The organism is Streptomyces sp. NPDC026301, from assembly GCF_055567935.1.
This window is the reverse complement of sequence record NZ_JBVHPN010000007.1, coordinates 114,546-133,297: the sequence shown is the minus strand read 5'-3', so window position 1 is coordinate 133,297 and position 18,752 is coordinate 114,546. Positions and strand designations below refer to the sequence as shown.

General features: G+C 70.4%; 12 protein-coding genes and 2 pseudogenes. 10 read left to right on the top strand and 4 right to left on the bottom strand.

Translation table 11 applies throughout. The features are described from left to right. Positions 1–2: 2 nt before the first annotated feature. Positions 3–1,414: pseudogene (locus ACZ4MH_RS14035) on the bottom strand (family 2 encapsulin nanocompartment cargo protein terpene cyclase). Between the two features lie 854 nt (positions 1,415–2,268). Continuing rightward, positions 2,269–3,222 carry an alpha/beta fold hydrolase gene (locus ACZ4MH_RS14030; RefSeq protein WP_351585905.1) on the bottom strand — a complete coding sequence of 318 codons (954 nt, stop codon included), beginning with the start codon at positions 3,220–3,222 and terminating at the stop codon, positions 2,269–2,271. 304 nt (positions 3,223–3,526) lie between these two features. Between ACZ4MH_RS14030 and ACZ4MH_RS14025 the strand changes: the two genes are divergently transcribed. Beyond that, positions 3,527–4,111, top strand: coding sequence for a TetR/AcrR family transcriptional regulator (locus ACZ4MH_RS14025; protein WP_351585903.1), 585 nt, complete (start codon positions 3,527–3,529; stop codon positions 4,109–4,111). A gap of 48 nt (positions 4,112–4,159) precedes the next feature. On the opposite strand, the gene ACZ4MH_RS14020 is transcribed toward ACZ4MH_RS14025, so the two are convergent. Continuing rightward, positions 4,160–4,636 carry a trypco2 family protein gene (locus tag ACZ4MH_RS14020; protein ID WP_351585901.1) on the bottom strand — a complete coding sequence of 159 codons (477 nt, stop codon included), beginning with the start codon at positions 4,634–4,636 and terminating at the stop codon, positions 4,160–4,162. Between the two features lie 424 nt (positions 4,637–5,060). Here ACZ4MH_RS14020 and ACZ4MH_RS14015 point away from each other — a divergent pair, with 424 nt between their 5' ends. The 5 genes and pseudogenes from ACZ4MH_RS14015 to ACZ4MH_RS13995 form a co-directional block, all read left to right on the top strand. Further along, on the top strand, positions 5,061–7,307 hold the full coding sequence (locus tag ACZ4MH_RS14015; protein ID WP_351585899.1) for an ATP-binding protein: 2,247 nt from the start codon (positions 5,061–5,063) through the stop codon (positions 7,305–7,307). A 333-nt stretch (positions 7,308–7,640) separates the two neighbouring features. Further along, the gene (locus ACZ4MH_RS14010) at positions 7,641–8,093 is read left to right on the top strand and encodes a cyclic nucleotide-binding domain-containing protein (RefSeq protein WP_351585897.1); all 453 of its coding nucleotides are present in this window, start codon (positions 7,641–7,643) and stop codon (positions 8,091–8,093) included. Between the two features lie 32 nt (positions 8,094–8,125). After that, positions 8,126–9,043: an FAD/NAD(P)-binding protein gene (locus ACZ4MH_RS14005; protein WP_351586192.1), complete on the top strand. Its 918-nt coding sequence runs from the start codon at positions 8,126–8,128 to the stop codon at positions 9,041–9,043. Further along, complete coding sequence (locus ACZ4MH_RS14000; RefSeq protein WP_351585895.1) at positions 9,043–9,300, top strand: SHOCT domain-containing protein; 258 nt, start codon at positions 9,043–9,045, stop codon at positions 9,298–9,300. Before ACZ4MH_RS14005 ends, ACZ4MH_RS14000 begins: the two co-directional genes overlap by 1 nt. A gap of 72 nt (positions 9,301–9,372) precedes the next feature. Then, a pseudogene (locus ACZ4MH_RS13995) lies at positions 9,373–9,612 on the top strand (response regulator transcription factor); the annotation flags it as partial. A 196-nt stretch (positions 9,613–9,808) separates the two neighbouring features. On the opposite strand, the gene ACZ4MH_RS13990 reads toward ACZ4MH_RS13995, so the two are convergent. Beyond that, positions 9,809–11,527, bottom strand: a complete 1,719-nt coding sequence (locus ACZ4MH_RS13990) for a sensor histidine kinase (protein ID WP_351585893.1) — start codon at positions 11,525–11,527, stop codon at positions 9,809–9,811. A gap of 426 nt (positions 11,528–11,953) precedes the next feature. On the opposite strand from ACZ4MH_RS13990, the gene ACZ4MH_RS13985 reads away from it, so the two are divergent. The 4 genes from ACZ4MH_RS13985 (at position 11,954) to ACZ4MH_RS13970 (ending at position 18,751) form a co-directional block, all read left to right on the top strand. After that, positions 11,954–14,440, top strand: coding sequence for a beta-glucosidase family protein (locus tag ACZ4MH_RS13985; RefSeq protein ID WP_351585891.1), 2,487 nt, complete (start codon positions 11,954–11,956; stop codon positions 14,438–14,440). 11 nt (positions 14,441–14,451) lie between these two features. Then, entirely contained in the window at positions 14,452–16,062 is a 1,611-nt protein-coding gene (locus ACZ4MH_RS13980; RefSeq protein ID WP_351585888.1) for a carboxylesterase/lipase family protein, read from the top strand. Positions 16,063–16,218: 156 nt separating this feature from the next. Further along, the gene (locus ACZ4MH_RS13975; protein ID WP_351585886.1) at positions 16,219–17,700 is read left to right on the top strand and encodes an MFS transporter; all 1,482 of its coding nucleotides are present in this window, start codon (positions 16,219–16,221) and stop codon (positions 17,698–17,700) included. Between the two features lie 316 nt (positions 17,701–18,016). Then, positions 18,017–18,751, top strand: a complete 735-nt coding sequence (locus ACZ4MH_RS13970; RefSeq protein ID WP_351585884.1) for a sugar phosphate isomerase/epimerase family protein — start codon at positions 18,017–18,019, stop codon at positions 18,749–18,751. Position 18,752: the final 1 nt, after the last annotated feature.

The following is an 18,752-nucleotide window of genomic DNA, read 5'->3' as shown; positions in this document are numbered from 1 at the left end:
TCTTACCAGAAGTCGGGCAGGCTGTAGCGGTAGGTGTTGGTCTGGTGCCAGTAGTGGTTGCCGTCGACCCATACGGCCACCCCGCGCAGGAAGCGCAGCACGGTCGGGACGGGGCAGTCGGTGGCCAAGGCGGCGGCCTCGGCTTCGAAGCGGTGCATGAGGTCGTTGTGGACCTCGACCGCCTTCAGGTAGGCATCCTTTTCGGAGAGGCCCTCGCGTTCGGCGATCACCACGGGCAGGTTCAGGTGTTTGCCAGGGCTCTTGAGTTCCTTGGTGTACGAGTACAGGTCGTTGACGATGGTGGTGGCGTTGCCGGCGAGCGCGATGACGCGCTGCATGGCGGGCTGTGCGTGCAGGTCCGCCGGCAGTTCGTAGCCGCCGATGGTGTCGGTGATGGTCGGGCAGGGGCGGAAGTTGTTGAACTGACGCATCGCCAGGTACTCCCACACCTCGGGCACGTGGTCCGTCTGGGCCCAAGCGGCCTCCGCGAGGTACCCCAGGTGCAGCCGGCCCATGTCGTGCCGGTACCGGTCGGCCTGGGAGGGGGTGGCCGTCTCGAGGAAGTACGCCATGGCGGAGCGGTAGGCACGCCGAGGGGCGTCCGACTGGAGCGACTCCAGCCATGCCGGCTCGTACTCCTCGGTCGTGTGCAGCGGGTCGAGAGCCGTGTGCGCCAGCAGGAGGCGGCTGCCGAGACCGATGGGCGAGCCGCCGTGGTCCTCGCAGTAGCAGTCGTCGACCGCGTTCTCGGCGACCATCAGCCGCGTGGCGATCATCAGGTGGTCGACGGTGGGCGCGTCCGGATGGCAGGCGACCATGTACCGGCCGACGGAGAAGCCGTCGAACTGGTCCTCCCACTCCGGGGGATAGACCTGGGCCTCGTCCACCGCCCATGCCTTGATCCGGCGGCTGACCTCCGCCACCCGCGCCGGGTCGGGCTCCGGGATCGGGTGGTAGTAGAGGCCCGGAATCGGGTTGCCCTCCGCCGCCGGCTCGGGCTCCGGTGTCTCGGGCGCCGGTGTCTCAGGTGCCGGTGTCTCGAGCGCCAGTGTCTCGGGCGCCGGTGTCTCGGGTGCCGGAGGCTCCGGCAGCTCCTCGCGCCGGGCCAAGTGCAGGCTGGCCGTGCCCAGACCACTGGGCCCACGCAGGATCCGTTCCAGCGCGGGGTTCGGTCCGGGCAGGCTCGACGGCAGGGGAGGACTCCCGGGATCGGGCATCCGTAACTCCTTGGTGAGGTGGGTGTGCTGACCCGGAGTCCGGGCCTGCTGCCCGGCTCGGGAAGGGATCGGGCGGTGCTGGGCCGCCGGACGGGGCCTTTCGGACACGCCCTAGTCGCGTCTGCGCGCGATCTGCACCGGCATCGCTGCGCCGGCCACGCCGTAACGGTTCTGCCGCTGGAGGTGAAGGCAGTCAACGGCCATCGGGCTGGCTCTCCTTCGTGAGGTCGGTGATCGGTGTGCCTGGCGTCAAGCGGCGAAAGAGGAGAAGAGCTGGAGAAGAGCTGGGGAAGAGCTGGGGAAGAGCTGGGGAAGAGCTGCGAATATCTGGTAATCGAGAACGAATATCCGAGAATCCGTCTGTCCGGACACCAGGAAACAATAACGATCGGCACAGCCGGCTCGCCCGTGAGACCGTTGGAGTTACCTCGATGCAGTGACCTTGCTCCGCATGGGGTTTATCCGGATGACCGATGACATTCGGACTACCTGACCGAGAATGTGTTTCACGCACGGCAGAGTTGCCCCATCGGGCACTCACCTTTGCCGTCTGCGGCCTGATGTGGCAGCCCGCGAATCACGAATCAGCTACCGGCTTTCCTGTCGGTCAGGACACGGCAAGAGCCGACCGCCCGGCCCGTGCCCAGTCGTGGAGACGACACGGCAAAATCCGGCCACGCTTCGTCGGGGAGGAGCGAACTTCGGTCGCGGAAGGCCAGGTTCGGGGCTGCGCCTGTACGGCGGGCTGGTCGTCGAGGCCGTCGTGACCTTCGGGCGACCGCATACGTGGCAGCAGGCGCGGCATGCGGCGAGGGCGGCGGGTGCGCGCCGCCGAGACGTTGCCAAGGCTCGGCACCGCTCGTCTCGGCGTTCCCGCCACGGACGAGCGGCACGAGCGGCAGCGGAGGCTGCCCCGCAGGGCGAAGATCCCCGGGTTCGTGGAGCTGCCGTGGCAGCCCGGCAGCGAGCGTCTGACCTTGGTGGCGCCGGACGGCAGCGCGGAGATCCTCGCCCGAGAACGCGCGTGGCGGTCTACGGCACCTGGCCGGCCCTACCGAACCCGCTTCGGCTCCGGGTCGGCGATAAAGTCTGCTATCGCGGCAGTGATGGCTTCGGGCTGCTCGTCGGGGATGAAGTGTCCAGCGTCGGGCACGACGATTCCGGTGGTGTTGCCGGCCCATGGGCTGATGGAGGCGGCCATGTCCGGAACGGAGCCGTGGCTGCTGGAGATTCCGAGGATCGGCACAGTCAGGTGCCGCCGCTTGAGCGCCTCGCGGTTCTTGCGCGCTGACTCCGCGGCGTCTCGGTAGTACGCGAGGGAAGCGCGCAGGCCGCCGTCGACGGCGACGGCCGCCGCGTAGTGGTCGATCTCGGCGTCGTCGAACGTGTCGGGAGACAGGGCCTTCATCTTCAGGAACCAGCCGACGTAATCGCGTTCGCGGCCGGCAAGCAGCGTCTCGGGCAGGTCGGGCACGATATGGAACGCGAAATGCCAGGTCTTCCACGCTCGATCCGGGTCGGTGGGAATCGCCTCCGGGAGAGTGATACCGGGAATTCCGGCGTCGAGCAGAGCGACCCCGCGCAGGTGGCTCTCGAAGTTGAGGGCGAGAGAGAAGGCGACCCAGGCGCCGATGTCGTGGGCGACCAGGGAGTAGGTCGACACTCCGAGAGCCTGCACGGCGGTGTGGACGTGCGCGGCGACCGCGTGCGTGTCGTAGCCGCGCTCCGGACGCTCGGAGTGGCCCTGCCCCGGCAGGTCGATCGCGATGACGCGGAACCGGTGGGTGAGGCCGGGCATCACCTTTCGCCAAGCCCACCAGGTTTGCGGGAATCCGGCGAGCAGGACGACGGCCGGGCCGCTCGGCCGTCCGCCTTCGACGACATGAAGGCGGACGCCGTCCGCGTCGACCCAGCGGTGCGTGAATCCGGCCAGCTGCTGCAGGGGCAGGTCGGGGATGGGGTTGTTTTCGGAGACATGCGGAGCGCTGGTTGCTGGGCCGGTCACGGGGACCCTCCATCGGTGTCAGGTGTGCGGTGTCAGGTGTGCGGTGTGCGGTGTGCGGTGTGCGGTGTGCGGTTGGGACGGTGTAGCTGACGGCGGTGGCTGGGACCACGTGGCGTGTTTCTCACGCGGTCGCGTGGTGTGTTTCTCGCCCGGTCGCGTGATGTGTTTCTCGCGCGGTCGCGAAGTGCGCGGTACGCCTGGCCATGACCACGCTCGAAGGCTACACATCTTGAACTGGTCAGTACAAGATAGAATGGTGCGCAACACGGTCCGAACCATCGACGCATCGGCAAGGAAGTGCCGCGTGGCAGGCAAGAAGCAGTTCGACATGGACACGGCGCTCGACGCCGCGATGATCCAGTTCTGGCGCGACGGTTACGCCGACACCTCATTGGACGATTTGTCCCGGGCAACCGGCCTGAACCGCAGTTCCATCTACTCCTCCCTCGGCGACAAGGACACGCTCTTCCTGCGCTGCCTGGATCTCTACGCCGCGCGCTATGGCGAGAAGTACGACGCCGCCCTGTCGTGTGCAGCCCCGGAACCCGTTGCCGCTGTTCGTGCGTTCTTCGACGTCACGCTCGAGCGCATCGCCGATCCCGAACTACCTGATGGATGTCTGATTGCCCAGTCAGCCATGGCGATCCCAGTACTGAGTCCAAGCGTCGCAGCGCACATTGGGCAGGCGCTCGGCTTCCAGCGCCGGCGCCTGCGCACCGCGCTGAAGGCCGGCCGACTGACCGACCGGGACGCCGAAGCCTTCGCCGTACACGCGGCGGCTGTGAACCAGTCGCTCGCCGTCATGAGCAGGGCCGGGGCGAGCCCGGCGCAGCTCCTGGCTATCGTGGGCGTGACCGTGGACGCGCTGTCGCAGGCGTGGCGCGCGTAACGAATCTGACACGGCCATCGGACTCGCAGCCTGATACGCACAGTCATTTCATGAGTTCGAGGCGTGCGCGGTGCACTGTCTTCCGACTCCTGCCGTGGCCTGGCCTTTCTCCAGATCCCCGGTCTCGTCGAAGATGAGGACCCCGGCGGCTCCCGGATGACGGAGCGGCCCGCACTCGTTCGCGCCACCGGATGAGCCGCGCTCGTACGCGGAGGTGGGCCCAGGCCCCTTGCCGCGACGCTCGGAATCCCCGTGAACCAGCAGGTCACCGCCACCGGGGCCCTGGGGAGTGAGAGTGACCATCACCCGCTGGGCATCTCCGCGCGCAACCCCTGCCTCCGCCCCGGCGGATACCACCCACGCCGTGAATCCGCCCTTGGCCTTCACGTCCTCACGCAGCTCGACGGTGAACTCCAGCTCCACCGGTCCGACCTTGAAGGCCAGGTCCTGGCCTGCCCCGCGCCCGACGGCCTCCAGAAGCTCGTCGCGCAGTGCTGCCACCGCGTCCGCCAGGGGTATCTTCATCTCGCCCCCATGCAGCCGGCCGACTCGGCCTGTCGCCCGAGAACGCCGCGCCGTGGAGACAACTATCCCAGTGGGCCGCGAATTCACGCATGCCAGTACGGAGCGCGTGGTGCGAACGACGTACGACACGGCTCCTTCATCCGGTTCATCCGGACGCCCGTCGTTTCCTCCACTTGCAGACACACGCCCTCAGCCACCCCCGCTCGTCCACGTTATCCACCCCGGTTATCCACCCCGCCACCCTTCGATATCCACCCCGTCCACCCTTCGATCCGCCACGATCCGTAAGCGTCACTAACGGTCATTTTCCCGTCAATGGTCATGCAGAGCAGCAGGAGTCGAAAGGCTGCCGCAGGCTGTCCCTGCGGTGCGCCTACAGGGGCACCGAAAGGGCGAAGGACGCACGGGCGAAGGACGGACCATCGTGACCGGTGACGCATGGCAGGCGGGGAACGTATCCGGCGACCTGCCCGAGAATCAGCCCGCACACCTCGCCGGAAGCCTTCCCGTACCGAAGACCGGTCTGGTCGGGCGCCGTACGGAACTGGCGGAGATCCAGCGGCTGTACGAGGGGGAGGCACGGTCACGGCTGGTGACCCTCACCGGGGTCGGCGGGGTCGGGAAGACCCGGCTGGCGCAGGCGGCTGCGGCCGGGCTGCGGCCGTCCTTCCGCGACGGGGCCTGGTGGGTCGAGCTGTCGCCCCTTCGAGAAGGTGCGCTGCTGCCGTATGCGATCGGCCAGGCGCTGTCGGTACCCAACGAGATCACCCGCCCGATGATCGATGTGGTGGGCGAGTACCTGGCCGACCGGGAGCTGCTGCTCGTACTGGACACCTGCGAGCACCTCGTCGACGCCTGCGCAGTAGCCGCCCGGACCCTGCTGACGGCTGCCCCCGGGCTGCGGATACTCGTCACCAGCCGCCGTCCGCTGGGCATGGCGGACGAACGGCTGGTGATGATCGACCCGCTACCGGTGCCGGGGACGGACGACGGTGCGGCGGCCGGGGCAGACGCAGTGGTGCTGCTGGCCGAGCGGGCCGCCCAGGCCGTACCGGGCTTCGAGATCACCGACATCAACCGGGCCGATGTGCTGGGGCTGTGCCGGCGGCTGGAGGGCCTGCCGCTGGCCCTGGAACTGGCCGCGGCCCGGCTGCGCGAGCTGTCCGTACGGGAGTTGGCCGAGAAGCTCGACGATCGGTTCGCCATCCTCGGCAACACCGACGACGTCACCACCGACGCCGCGCCTCCCCCAAGCTCTGGGCTTCTCCCCCACCCCCGGCTTCGCTCAAGCGGGGCGACCCTCGTGAGCGGGGAGCGACCCCCATGGCACCGGGCCCTGCTCACCGCCATCGGCTGGAGCCACGAACTGTGCACCCCGGCCGAGCGGCTGTTGTGGGCCCGGCTGTCCGTCTTCGCCGGCACCTTCGAGGCCGGGGCAGCAAGCCGGGTCTGCGCCGGCGCGCACCTTCCGTACGAGGAAATCCCCGGCCTGCTGAGCGCTTTGGCGGAGAAGTCGATCCTGATCCGGGTGCCGACCGCGGGCGGAGAGCGCTACCGCATGCTCGACACCATCCGCGAGTACGGCGCGACCTGGCTGCGCCGCCTTGGCGAGGAGGACCGGCTGCGCCACCGCCACCGGTACTTCTACCTCGCACTGGCCCTCCGCGGCGACGCCGCCTGGATCGGCCCCGACCAATACGCCTGGTACGACCGGGCGACCAGCGAGCACGCCAACTTCCGTACTGCGCTGGAGTACACCCTGGCCCGGCAGGACGGGCCCACCGCGCTGGAACTGGCCGGGGCACTGTGGTTCTTCTGGTACCCCTGCGGACACCTCAAGGAAGGACAGCACTACCTGGAACGGGCGCTCGCCCTCGGCAGCGACCCGAGCCCGGCCCGTAACAAGGCCCTGTGGGTCTGCAGCATGGTCCTGTTGTGCCAGGGCGACACCGCGGCCGGCACGGCCTGGGCCGACCAGTGCCTCGCCGAGGCCGAACGGCTCGGCGACACCGACGCGGCCGCCAACGCCCAGGGCTGCTTGCTGTGTGCGGCCACGATGCTCGGCGACCGGGGGCGGGTGTACTCCCTGTCGGAACATCTGCTCGCCGCCACATCACGAGCGGACGGCGAGCTCGACGAGCCGCTCACCCTCCCGAGGCTCCTGGCCCGGATACTGGCCGGCATCGCGCTCACCGCCGACGGCCGTCCCGACGAAGCCATCGCCATGCTCGAGGCCATGCGCACCGAGTGCGGGCGGTACGGCGAACAATGGCAGCGTTCCTACGGCGACGTCATGCGCGCCCATGCCGAACTGGCCTGCGGTCGGCCCGAGACCGCGCTGTGGCACGCGCAGGCGGCCCTGGAGGTCAAGCAGCGGCTGCACGACAGCCTGGGGTGCGCCCTGGCCGTCGACGTGCTCGCGGTGGCCAGCGGCGCCACTGGGCAGAGAGAGCACGCCGCCTGGCTGCTCGGGCTGGCCCAGCACATCTGGGACACCATCGGCCGGCCCCAGGCGGGCATCCCGCCCTTTGTCGCCGCCCGCCGCTCCTGCGAGCAGCAGGTCCACGACGCGCTGGGCGACCACGCCTACAAGACCGCGTTCCACACCGGCCACGGAACCGACCTCGACACCGGCATCACATACGCCCTCGACCGCCCGCAGCCTGATTGAGTATCGGCTGAAGCCCCATTGAGCGTGGGTGGACCGCCACGGCCCACCCACGGCCATGCTGGAGCCCATGGTTGGCCGTGGGTGGGGGCCGAGGTCGAGCGGTACTGGCGATTTCCTGGCATGGGTGCACCCGCGTGCGAACCCACGACCGCCGAATCGGGCTGATCGGCCCCGGGGAGGGCTCTTCGGCCCGTGGCTGAAGAGGGGTAGCGCGGAGGACTCTGGGAGTGACCGGGCAGTGGGGCGGAGGCCGTGGTGGACGATGACCGGCACCATGTCCAGCTGGACGCCATCCCCCGTGCGATACGACGGACAGGAAGGCGGCGGGGACCGATGACAAGCGTGACGGGGCGGCTCGGGGTGCTCCCCGCTGAGCACCGCCGCAAGTTGATGTCGCTGGGCCGCGACGTGTCCTTCCACGCAGGCGCCCGCATTTTCGAGGAGGGCTGGAAGGCCGACCGCTTCTGGATCATTCGCAGCGGTACCGTGCAGCTCGATCTCCGCGCCCCGGGCCGTCGCCCCGCGGTGATCGAGACGTTGGGGAGCGGGGACCTGCTGGGCTGGTCCTGGCTGTTCCCGCCGCGCAGCTGGCACTTGGGCGCGGCGGCACTCAGTACCGTACGGGCCTGGGAGTTCGATGCGGAAGCCGTCCGCGGGCTGTGCCACGAGAACCCTCGCCTGGGACACGCTTTCATACTGGTCTGCGCCGAGGTGATCGGCCAACGGCTGCAATGCGCGCGTACTCGGCTGCTGGACCTCTACGGGCCGTACGGGAGTGGTGTGTGATGCCCGTCGGTGTGGAAACTCCGCACGCCAGGATGGTCCGTGCGCCGTCGGCCCCGGTCCCGTACCGAGTGGTTCGGCGGTTTCCCGAGACCGCCGACACCACGACGTTCAAGCTGACGCCCGTCGGGCCGGCCCTGCCGCGCTTCGTGCCGGGTCAGTTCGCGATGCTGTACGCCTTCGGCATCGGTGCGATGCCGGTGCCGGTCTCGGGCCTGCCGCTCGGGGAGAACACGCTCATCCACACCGTACGGACGGTCGGCCCCGTCTCCGACGCGCTGTGTTCCCTGCGCACGGGCGACACCGTCGGCGTGCGGGGCCCCTTCGGCACCGGCTGGGATCTGGCGGCGGCGGAGGGCAGGGACGTGCTGGTGGTCGCCGGCGGCACCGGGCTGGCACCGCTGCGGACGGTCGTGCTCGAAGTCCTGGCCGATCCGCGGTACTTCGGCACGCTGAGCGTCCTGATCGGGGCACGGACCCCGGCGGACCTGCTGTACAAGCTGCAGACGAAGGTCTGGAAAGCAGCGGCGGACGTGGCGGTCACGGTGGACCGCCCGGCGCCGGGCTGGCGCGGCTCGGTGGGCGTGGTCGACCGGCTGCTGGACCGGGCCGTCTTCCAGCCCGCCCACACCGTCGCCTACGTCTGCGGGCCGGAGCCGATGATCCGCTCGACCGCCCGCGAGCTGGTCGGCCGCGGGGTACCGGCGCACCGTATCCGCGTCTCGCTCGCACACGACATGCGCTGTGGAACCGGCGAGTGCGGTCACGGCCGGCTCGGCCCGGCCCCGCTGTGCCGGGACGGCCTGGTCCTCGGCTGGCACCGGGCCGAACCGCTCCTGACCGGCCGGGACGGCCGGGACGGCCGGGACGGACGCGCTTCGCACGGTGTCCGCGGATGCGCGCTGACGACGTGTCAGCAAGGCCATGAGCGACGAGAGATGGGTGAGGAGTGATGAGTGACGTGATGTACGGCTATGGATACGGCATGAGCGGTTGGGGTTACGTCGTCATGATTGTCCAAGTCCTCTTCTGGGGGATGCTGATCGTGGGGGTGGCCTTCCTCGTACGTCACTTGGCCCGCAGCCGCCCGGGCAACCAGGCGCCGCCGGTCCACCAGGCACCCGAACAGGTGCTGGCGGAACGCTTCGCGCGCGGGGAGATGGACGAGGAGGAGTACCGACGCCGCCTCTCCACCCTGCGAGGCGGTTGACCGCCGCCTTGCGAAGGGGTTGACCGACCCCTCGCGGAGCGGAAGCGACACCCAGGAACGGAGCCGAGCCGCATGAACACCGCATCGACAGCCGGTGACGACCGCCGCATCCGGGTCTTCCTGCTCGACGACCACGAGGTCGTCCGCAGGGGGCTGCGCGATCTGCTCGACTCCGAGCCGGACATCACAGTGGTCGGTGACGCGGCCGATGCCCGCCAGGCGCTCGCCCGCGGGCCCGCGCTGCGCCCGGATGTCGCGGTGCTCGACGTGCGTCTGGGCTCCACGGCGGACAGCGGGGACCACGAGGGCATCATGGGCCGAGCGTCTGCGACGCGAGAGGGAGGAGCACCCAGGTACGTAGGTGTAGGTAGCGGTGCGGGGAACCGGCACGGGGCACGGGCACGCCTCGGTCCCGTACGGAGCGGTCCCGTACCGAGCGGCCCCGTACGGAGCGGTTCCGCACGGAACGGTCTCGTACGGAACGGCCCGCGCGCCCGGCAGTTCGGTGTCACCGGCTCAGGGGTACGTGCCAGATGACGCGCGTGCCGCCGTCGGGCGGGGTTTCCAGTCGCATGCCGCCGCCGAGCAGTTCGGCCCGGGCACGCATGTTGTCCAGGCCACCGCTCGTCGTCGGACCGCACTCCAGCCCCACCCCGTCGTCCGTGACACCGAGGACGATGTCGTCCGCCACGGTCAGGGCCACGTCCACCTTGTGGGCGGCCGCGTGCCGGGTGGCGTTGCTCAGCGCTTCGCTGAGTACCGCGATGACATCCTCGGCCACCGACGCGGGCACGTCCGTGTCGACCGGGCCCTCCATGCGCAGCGACGGCGCGAACCCGAGCGCCTCGCCCGCTGTCGCCACCACGTCGAGGATGCGCCGCCGGAGGCCGGCGCCGGCCCTGTCGTCCGAGGCCGTCCGCAGGCCGAAGATGGTGGAACGGATGATCTTGATCGTCTCGTCCAGGTCGTCCACCGCCCGGCACACACGGAGCGCCGCTTCCGGCCGCTCGATCAGCCGGCCGGCGCTCTGCAGCGTCATCCCCGTGGCGAACAGGCGTTGTATGGCCAGGTCGTGCAGGTCCCGGGCGATGCGGTCCCGCTCCCGCAAGGCCTCCATCTGTTCCGACTCGCGGCGCCTGCGGTCCAGTTCGAGAGCGAGCGCGGCCTGCTCCGCGAAGCCGGAGATCAGCGCGACGTCGCTCTCGGAGAACCGCCGGCGCCCCGGCGCACGGCTCAGGCGCAGCGATCCCGCCTCCTGTTCCTCCCTCAGCAGCGGAACGGCGACCGCCGGGCCCGTGTCCTGAGCCTCCGCCCGCAACCCGAAAGCCCTCGGATCGGTGGTCATGTCGGCGCTGACCACCGGCTCCCCGGTACGGGCCGCCAGCCCGGCGAGTGACCCGTGCCGCGGCACCACAGAGCCGGTGAGGTGTTCGGAATCCGTGCCGTGCACGACCACTGCCGTCAACTCACCCGTGCTCACGTCCGGAAGGTAGACGGCCACGGAGTCCGCGTCGGCGAGCTCTCCGATGCGGCAGGCAATCAGAGCCAGCGCCTCACGGGTATCGGCCCCGGAGAGCAGGACTCGGGTGATCTCACCGAGGGCTTCCAGCCACTGCTCCCGCCTGCGGCTCTCGTGGTGGAGCCGGGCGTTGTCGATGGCCACGCCCGCGGCGAACGCCAGCATCGACAGCATGGCTTCGTCGTCGGCGTCGAACCGTGCACCGCCCCGCTTGTCGGTGAGGTAGAGGTTGCCGAAGACCTCGTTGCGGACCCGGATCGGCACCCCGAGGAACGTCCGCATCGGCGGATGGTTCGGGGGGAACCCGTACCTGTCGGGGTGCTCGGTCAGATCGGTCAGACGCAAGGGTTCCGGGTGCCGGATCAGCTCGCCGAGGATGCCGTGCTCGGACGGCAACGGGCCGATCTTCGCGGTGAGTTCGTCCGAGATGCCGACGGTCAGGAACCGTGACAGGCGCCTGCCGTTCTCGATCACGCCCAGCGCGCCGTACTCCGCGTCGGCCAGCACCACCGCGGCCTCGACGATGTGCCGCAGCACCCGCTCCACGTCCAGGTCACCGCCGACGCTCAACACGGCGTCCAGCAGGCTCTGCATGCGGTCGTGCATCGCCCTGGCGGAGTCCAGCCGGGACTGCAACTCGTCGAGGAGTTCATCCGGAGGCTCCTGAGGCAGCGCAGGACGCCGCTGCTTGTCCACCGAATCCGGCATTGGAGCGCGCCTCCCTGCTCCCCCGTGCACAGCGGATAGCTCATCTCCCGGCAGCGTAACGCGGAGGCGACGGTTCATCCCGCCGCGAACCTGCCCGGTCAAAGTCCAGGGGTGAGGACCGATGCGATCAGCGCTATGGCTCATACAACGACGCTTATTCGGGCCCAAAGTTTTCTTGTTCAACTTATTGACCGACTTGGACTGCGGCCGTAGCTTTCCGATGCAACTTTTATCGCCTGATGGTCAGCCAGTACACCTGTGGGCAGGGCGAGCCCGCGGGAGCCGGCCGGCCGTCGCCCATCAGTGCGTTCCATGCGTTCAGTAGTTGTAACTCCATAGCTGCTCGTACGGCTTTCTTCCCCCTCTTACCCGCACACCGCGCACGGGGCGCTTCGTCGTGCCCGCGCGGAGAAGGAGTAACGGACCATGCCCGAATCCGTCTCCCGTCGGTCCACGCTCCGCCTCCTCGGCGGAGCGATCGCTGTCGCGGCCGCGGCCACCACCGGCCTGACCGCCCCGCCCCGCGCGACCGCCCTCGGCACCCGCGCCCCCGGCCGGGCCGCGGGCCGGCGCGTCGAGTCGCTGCTCGGCAGGCTCAGCCTCGACGAGAAGCTGACGTTCCTGCACGGCGCGACCGACCCCGCCGACCTCGGCCAGGCCGGCTACATACCCGGCGTGCCCCGCCTCGGCATCCCTCCGCTGCGGCTCGCGGACGGGCCGGCCGGCGTCCGCGTCACCGCCCACGCCACCGCGCTCCCCGCGCCCATCGCCCTCGCCTCGACCTTCGACACCACTCTCGCCCAGGAGTACGGCCGGGTCATCGGCCGCGAGGGCCGCGCGCTCGGCCAGGATGTCCTGCTGTCGCCGATGGTCAACCTCATCCGTACCCCGTACGCGGGACGCAACTTCGAGACGTTCAGCGAGGATCCGCTGCTCGCGAGCGACATGGTGGCCGCCGAGATCCGCGGCATCCAGGATCAGGGCCTCATCGCGACGGTCAAGCACTTCGCCCTGAACAACCAGGAGTACGAACGCAACTCGATCAACGTCGTGGCCGACGAGCGGACCATGCACGAGGCCGAACTCCGCGGTTTCGAAGCCGCCGTCACCGCCGGCGCCGGCGCGGTCATGGGCGCGTACAACAAGGTCAATGGCACCTTCGCCTGCGAGAACCCGGACCTGCTCACCGACATCCTGCGCGGGCAATGGGGTTTCGAGGGCTGGGTGATGACCGACTGGTTCGCGGCCCACAGCACCGTCGCCTCGATCGCCGCAGGGCTCGACATGGAGATGCCGGACGGCAAGTACTTCGGCGCGGCGCTCAAGAAGGCCGTCGGCGAGGGGCGCGTGCCCGAGGCGCTCGTCGACCGCTCCGTGCGCCGCATCCTCTCCGTGATGGACCGCTTCGGGCTGCTCGACGGCAGCGCCCCGGCGCGTCCTGACCGCGACGCCCGGGCAGGTGCCCGTACGGCACGCGAGATCGCCCTCCAGGGCGGCGTTCTGCTCCGCAACGAGCACGGTGCGCTGCCGCTCACCGGACCGGACGCGCGCAGCATCGCGGTGATCGGCCCGACCGGCACCCTGCCGTTCGTCAGCGGCGGCGGCAGTGCGCACGTGATACCGGACCACGCCGACAGCCCGCTCGACGCCCTCCGCGCGCGGGCCGGGCGCGGGGCCCACGTCACCCATGCCCTGGGCGAGGACCTGTACGGCAAGCGGCTGCCCGCCGAGGCACTGTCGCCCGCCGCCTCCCTCGACCGTACGGTCGCCGCCGACGCGACGTACACGTACGACGGGGAGCTCACCCTGGACGAGGACGACGAGTGGACCTTCGTCCTCCACTACACGGGCGAGCACACCAACCGTCCCAAGGTCGCCCTCGACGGGATCGAGCTCTTTCCGCAGGCTCCCGGCTGGGGCGAGTCCTTCAGCGGCGCCCTCGTCTCCGAGGCCCCCGACGGCCTCCATGTCCGCCGGAAGACCGTGCGGCTCGGCGCGGGCAGGCACCGGCTCAGCGTGCTCGCCGAGGGCGGCGGTGACGGCCTCACCTTCCGGCTCAACCGGATCACTCGTGCCACCCGCGCCGCCGATGTCGCCGAGGCCGTGAAGGCCGCGCGCGGCGCCCGCAGCGTGGTGCTCTTCGCGTACGAGGACGCCACCGAGGGCCAGGACCGCTCCACCATCGCCCTGCCCGGCCACCAGAACGCCCTCATCGAAGCGGTCGCCAGGGCCAACCCGAATACCGTTGTGGTGCTCAACACCTCGTCGTGCGTGAGCATGCCGTGGTTGCGGCGCGTCCCCGCCGTCCTGCAGATGTGGTACCCGGGCCAGGAGGGCGCGGCCGCCACCGCGGCCCTGCTGTTCGGCGACGCCAACCCGTGCGGCCGGCTCACCCAGACGTTCCCGGTCTCCGACGACCGGCACCCCGTCGCCGGGGACGCCCACCGCTATCCCGGCGTCAACGGCGAGGAGCGCTACTCGGAAGGCATTCACCTCGGCTACCGCTGGTACGACGAGGAAGGCGTCGAGCCCCTGTTCCCCTTCGGCCACGGGCTCTCGTACACCGACTTCAGCTACTCCGGCCTGCGGGCGGAGAGCGACGGGCACGGTCTCCGCGTCCGCTGCACCGTCCGCAACACCGGCCGCCGCCACGGCCGCGATGTCGTACAGGTCTATGCCGGTCCGTCGCCCGACCTGAAGCTGCGTCAGGCGAAGAAGGCCCTGATCGGGTACGAGCGGGTCGAGCTGAAGCCGGGCGAGGCCCGCGAGGTCGTGATCCGCGTCGACGCACGCACCCTGTCCTCCTGGGATCCCGACCGGCACCGTTGGGTCCTGGGCACCGGCCGCCGCACCGTCCGGGCCGGAGCGTCGGCCGGCGACCTGCGCCTCACCACCACCGCCACCGTCCGCTGAAAGGGCCGCCCATGCTCACCACCCGATGGCGCCGTGCTTGCACCGCCCTGCTGACGGGCGCACTGCTCGCGCTCGCCGCACCGCAGGCAGGCGCCGCGGCACCACAACCACAACCGGACACCACCGTGCGCACCCAGCAGGGCTGGGTGCGGGGCGAGGCGACCTCGGAGGGGCGCCAGTTCCTCGGCATCCCGTATGCCGCCCCGCCCGTCGGTGCGCTGCGCTGGCGGGCCCCGAAGGCCGTGGCTCCCTGGTCCGGGGTACGTGACGCCACCGCCTTCGGCCACCGCTGCGTCCAGTCCGCCGGCTGGGACCCCGGCTATGAACAGCCCACTCACACCGAGGACTGTCTCAACCTCAACGTCTACAGCCCCGCCGCCGCCCGTTCCGACCGGAAACTCCCGGTCATGGTGTGGCTCCACGGCGGCGGGCTCACCGGCGGCGCGGGCGCCGACGTCGTCCCCGACGCCTTCGCCGCCAAGGGCTCGATCGTCGCCGTCACCCTCAACTACCGCCTCGGCGCGATGGGGTTCCTCGCCACGCCGGGCCTGGACGAGGAGAGCGGGGACCGCACCTCCGGGAACTTCGGCATGCAGGACCAGCAGGCTGCGGTGCGTTGGGTGCGCGCCAACATCGCGCGGTTCGGCGGCGATCCGGACCGGGTGACCATCGCGGGCGAATCGGCCGGCGGCCGTTCCGTCTGCACCCACCTCGCCTCGCCCACCGCGCGTGGCCTGTTCCACCGCGCGATCATCCAGAGCGGCGCCTACGACGACTGCGGCGCCCGTACGCGCCGTGCCGCCGACGCCGACGGCACGGACTTCGCCGCCGCTGTCGGCTGCGACGACCCGCGGACGGCGGTGGCGTGTCTGCGCCGCACGCCCGCGAAGGACATTCTGGCCGCTCAGGCGGGCCACGACTGGGGGCCGGTGACGGGCGGCTCCTTCCTCCCCGAACAGCCCGCCGCCGCCTTCGCGAGCGGCCGCTACGCGAAGGTACCGGTGATCAACGGCGCCAACCGCGACGAAGGCACCCTCTTCGCCTTCAGCAGCTACGACGCGCAAGGAAAGCCCCTCACCGCCGACCAGTATCCGCAGGCCCTGCGGACCGCGTACGGCCCGGAGACCGGTGAGAAGGCCCTCGCCCGCTATCCGCTCGCCGACCACCCGACGCCGACGCTCGCCTACGCCGCCACCGTCGGCGACCAGCTGATGGCCTGCCCGGCGCTGCGCCTGGACGCCCGGCTCGGCGCGCGCACCCCGGTGTACGCGTACGAGTTCGCCGACCGGACCTCGCCGCCCTTCGAGTCGCTGCGCAACCTCGGCACCGACTTCCCCTTCGGCGCGACCCATGTCAACGAAGTGCAGTACCTCTTCCGGCACTTCGGCCACCACGCTCCGCTCAACGCGGAGCAGCGTGTACTGGCCGGGCAGATGACCGCCTACTGGACGTCCTTCATCCGCACCGGCACCCCGCACGTCACCGGCGAGCCGGACCTTCCCGACCAGCGCACCGAGCCGGGGCGCGCCCTCTCCCTGCGCACCGCCTCGGCGGGCGGCAACGCGGTGACCACCTCCCTTCACGCCGATCACCTGTGTGATCTCTGGGACGACGCGCGCTGAGGACTCGGCCGGGAGACTCCGGCCGGTACGGACACCAGGCTGTCGTCAGCGCACCCTGTCCGCGCGAGTGCCCGCTATGCGGACACTCGCGCGGGCGGATTCCGGACAGTGCATACGATTCGCCGGTACGTCCCCGCACCGCACCGGAAGGCACCCGTGAGCTCCACCCCTCCCCCGTCCGCCACGTCGCCGGAGACGGCGTCCGGCACGGTGCTGATCCGTTCGGCGGCCGACGTCTCGGATCTGGTCAACTCGGGCACGGCACGCGGCCGGCACGCCAGGATGATCGTGATCATCGCGCTCGGCGGCATCTTCCTCGACGCGTACGACCTGAGCTCCCTCGCGTACGGGCTGCCCGACATCACGAAGCAGTTCGGCCTGAGCGCGTCCATGGCGGGGCTGGTCACCGCCTCGATCAGCGTCGGTTCGCTGGTGGGCGCGCTGGTCGGCGGCTGGCTGGTGGACCGCATCGGCCGCTACCGGGTCTTCATGGCCAACATGCTCTTCTTCGTCGTCACCGCGCTGATATGCGCGGTGGCACAGGACGCGTGGACGCTGATCGGCGCGCGCTTCGTGATGGGCATCGGCGTCGGCATGGACATCCCGGTCGCCATCGCGTTCCTCGCCGAGTTCTCCCGGCTGCGCGGCAAGGGCAGCAAGGGCTCCCGCACGGCCGCCTGGTCGCCCGCCTGGTACGCCGCGACCAGCGGCTGCTACCTGGTGATCATGCTGCTGTACTTCCTGCTGCCGGATGCCCAGTTGGGCTGGCTGTGGCGGTTCACCGTCGGCTTCGGCGCGGTGCCCGCGCTGCTCGTACTGCTGCTGCGCCGGCGCTACATGAACGAGTCCCCGACCTGGGCCGCCGACCAGGGCGACCTGGCGGGCGCGGCGAAGATCCTGCGGCAGTCGTACGGCGTGGACGCGCGCGTCGCCGACGACGTACCGGCGACGGCACCCCGCCCGTCCCGGCCCGGGCTCGCCTCGTACGCACGGCTCTTCACCCCGCCGTACCGCGCGCGCACGATCCAGTCGGTGACGGTCGGCGTGGCCGAGACCTTCGGCTACAACGCGGTCGCGTTCGGGCTGCCGATCATCATCGCCACGCTGATGACGCAGGGCCCGCTGACCACGATCGCCTCCTCCTTCGCCCTGAACCTCGTGTTCGCCCTCACCGGCGGGCTGCTCGGCATCCGCTGGGCCTCGACGAAGGGCGCCTGGCCGATGATGACGCTGGGCTTCGCGATCCAGCTCGTCGCCATCACCCTGCTCGGCCTCATCGGGCAGCCGTCCGGGACGGCCGTCGTGACGGCGGGGATCCTCATGCTCGGCGCCTTCATGTTCGCCCAGGGCTTCGGCCCTGGCGCGCACATCATGAGCTACGCCTCGCTGGGCTTCCCGACCTCGATGCGCGGCGTCAGCATCGGCTTCAACCAGGCCGTGCTGCGGCTCGGTTCGACCCTGACGCTGTTCTTCTTCCCCGTCCTCAGCAGCGGCCTCGGCACGGATGTGTACTGGGTCATCCTCGCGGCGCCCGTCCTCGGCCTGACCGCGCTCCTCGTGAAGCGCTGGGAACCGGTCGGCTTCGACGCGGACGCGGAGGAACGGGCCCGCGTCGAGCGGGAGTCGGCCCGCAGCTGAAGGGCGGGCGGGGCCGTCGGCCCGGGACAGAGCACTTCGCCTGTGTCGACCGGCGTCAGAGTCACGGCACGACTCTTGTGCCGCTGTGAGTGCCCTCAATAGCATCTCCTCAACTTTCGCTGAGAGAGGGACAAAGATGCACTCAGCTCATGGAAAGTCTGCCGCTCGCCGTCGATTCCTCCGGGGCGCGGTCGCGTCCGCCGCCGCTCTGACCCTCGGTTCGTACGCCTCGCCGGCCATCGGCGCGACGTCCGGCGGAGCAGGGAGGCGCGTCCCGAGGGAGCGCATCGGGTTCCAGCTCTACACGGTCCGCGACATGCTCGATGCCGACCCCGAGGGCACCATCGCGATGGTCGCCGAGGCCGGATACGCGGAGATCGAGCCCGCGTACACCTATGGCGGACGCACCGCCGCGCAGTTCCACCGGATCGTCGAGGCGAACGGGCTGCGGGTGATCGGCAGCCATCACGCGCCGGACGACTTCCGGGGCGCTCGGGCGCAGCAGACGTTCGACAACGCTCTGGCGCTCGGGCAGCAGTACGTCGGCGTGTCCTACATGGACGGTCCCCAGACGGCCGAGGGGTACCGCGCCATGGCGCGCGAGATGAACCAGTGGGGCAAGGCAGCCAGATCCCGCGGGCTGCGGTGGTACGCGCACCTCCACGACAACGAGTTCCAGACCGACCCGCAGACCGGCCGGCCACTGTTCGACGTGTGGCTGGAGGAGACCGATCCCGACCTGGTCTGGTTCGAGATGGACCTGTACTGGATCCTTCGGGCTGGTGCCGATCCGGCGCCTTATCTGCGGTCGTACGAACAGCGGTTCCCGATGCTGCACATCAAGGACGGCGTGCCGCGGGAGAGCATCGAGACGGACCTGGGCGAGGGGGCGGTCGACTTCGCCGGCATTCTGGCGCAGCTCCGCCGCCTGCCCGCCCACCACTACGTCATCGAGCGGGACCAGCAGCCCGACCCGGTCCGCACCGCGCACGTCTCCTACGACTACTTCCGCGCCCTGCGCGTCCCCGCTCCGGGGCATGGCCGCCGCTAGG

Coding starts and splice junctions, on each gene's coding strand:
- ACZ4MH_RS14020 (WP_351585901.1), bottom strand. CDS start 4,636: ATGAAGATACCCCTGGCGGACGCGGTGGCAGCACTGCGCGACGAGCTT.
- ACZ4MH_RS14010 (WP_351585897.1), top strand. CDS start 7,641: ATGACAAGCGTGACGGGGCGGCTCGGGGTGCTCCCCGCTGAGCACCGC.
- ACZ4MH_RS14005 (WP_351586192.1), top strand. CDS start 8,126: ATGGTCCGTGCGCCGTCGGCCCCGGTCCCGTACCGAGTGGTTCGGCGG.
- ACZ4MH_RS14000 (WP_351585895.1), top strand. CDS start 9,043: ATGAGTGACGTGATGTACGGCTATGGATACGGCATGAGCGGTTGGGGT.
- ACZ4MH_RS13990 (WP_351585893.1), bottom strand. CDS start 11,527: ATGCCGGATTCGGTGGACAAGCAGCGGCGTCCTGCGCTGCCTCAGGAG.
- ACZ4MH_RS13985 (WP_351585891.1), top strand. CDS start 11,954: ATGCCCGAATCCGTCTCCCGTCGGTCCACGCTCCGCCTCCTCGGCGGA.
- ACZ4MH_RS13980 (WP_351585888.1), top strand. CDS start 14,452: ATGCTCACCACCCGATGGCGCCGTGCTTGCACCGCCCTGCTGACGGGC.
- ACZ4MH_RS13970 (WP_351585884.1), top strand. CDS start 18,017: ATGCTCGATGCCGACCCCGAGGGCACCATCGCGATGGTCGCCGAGGCC.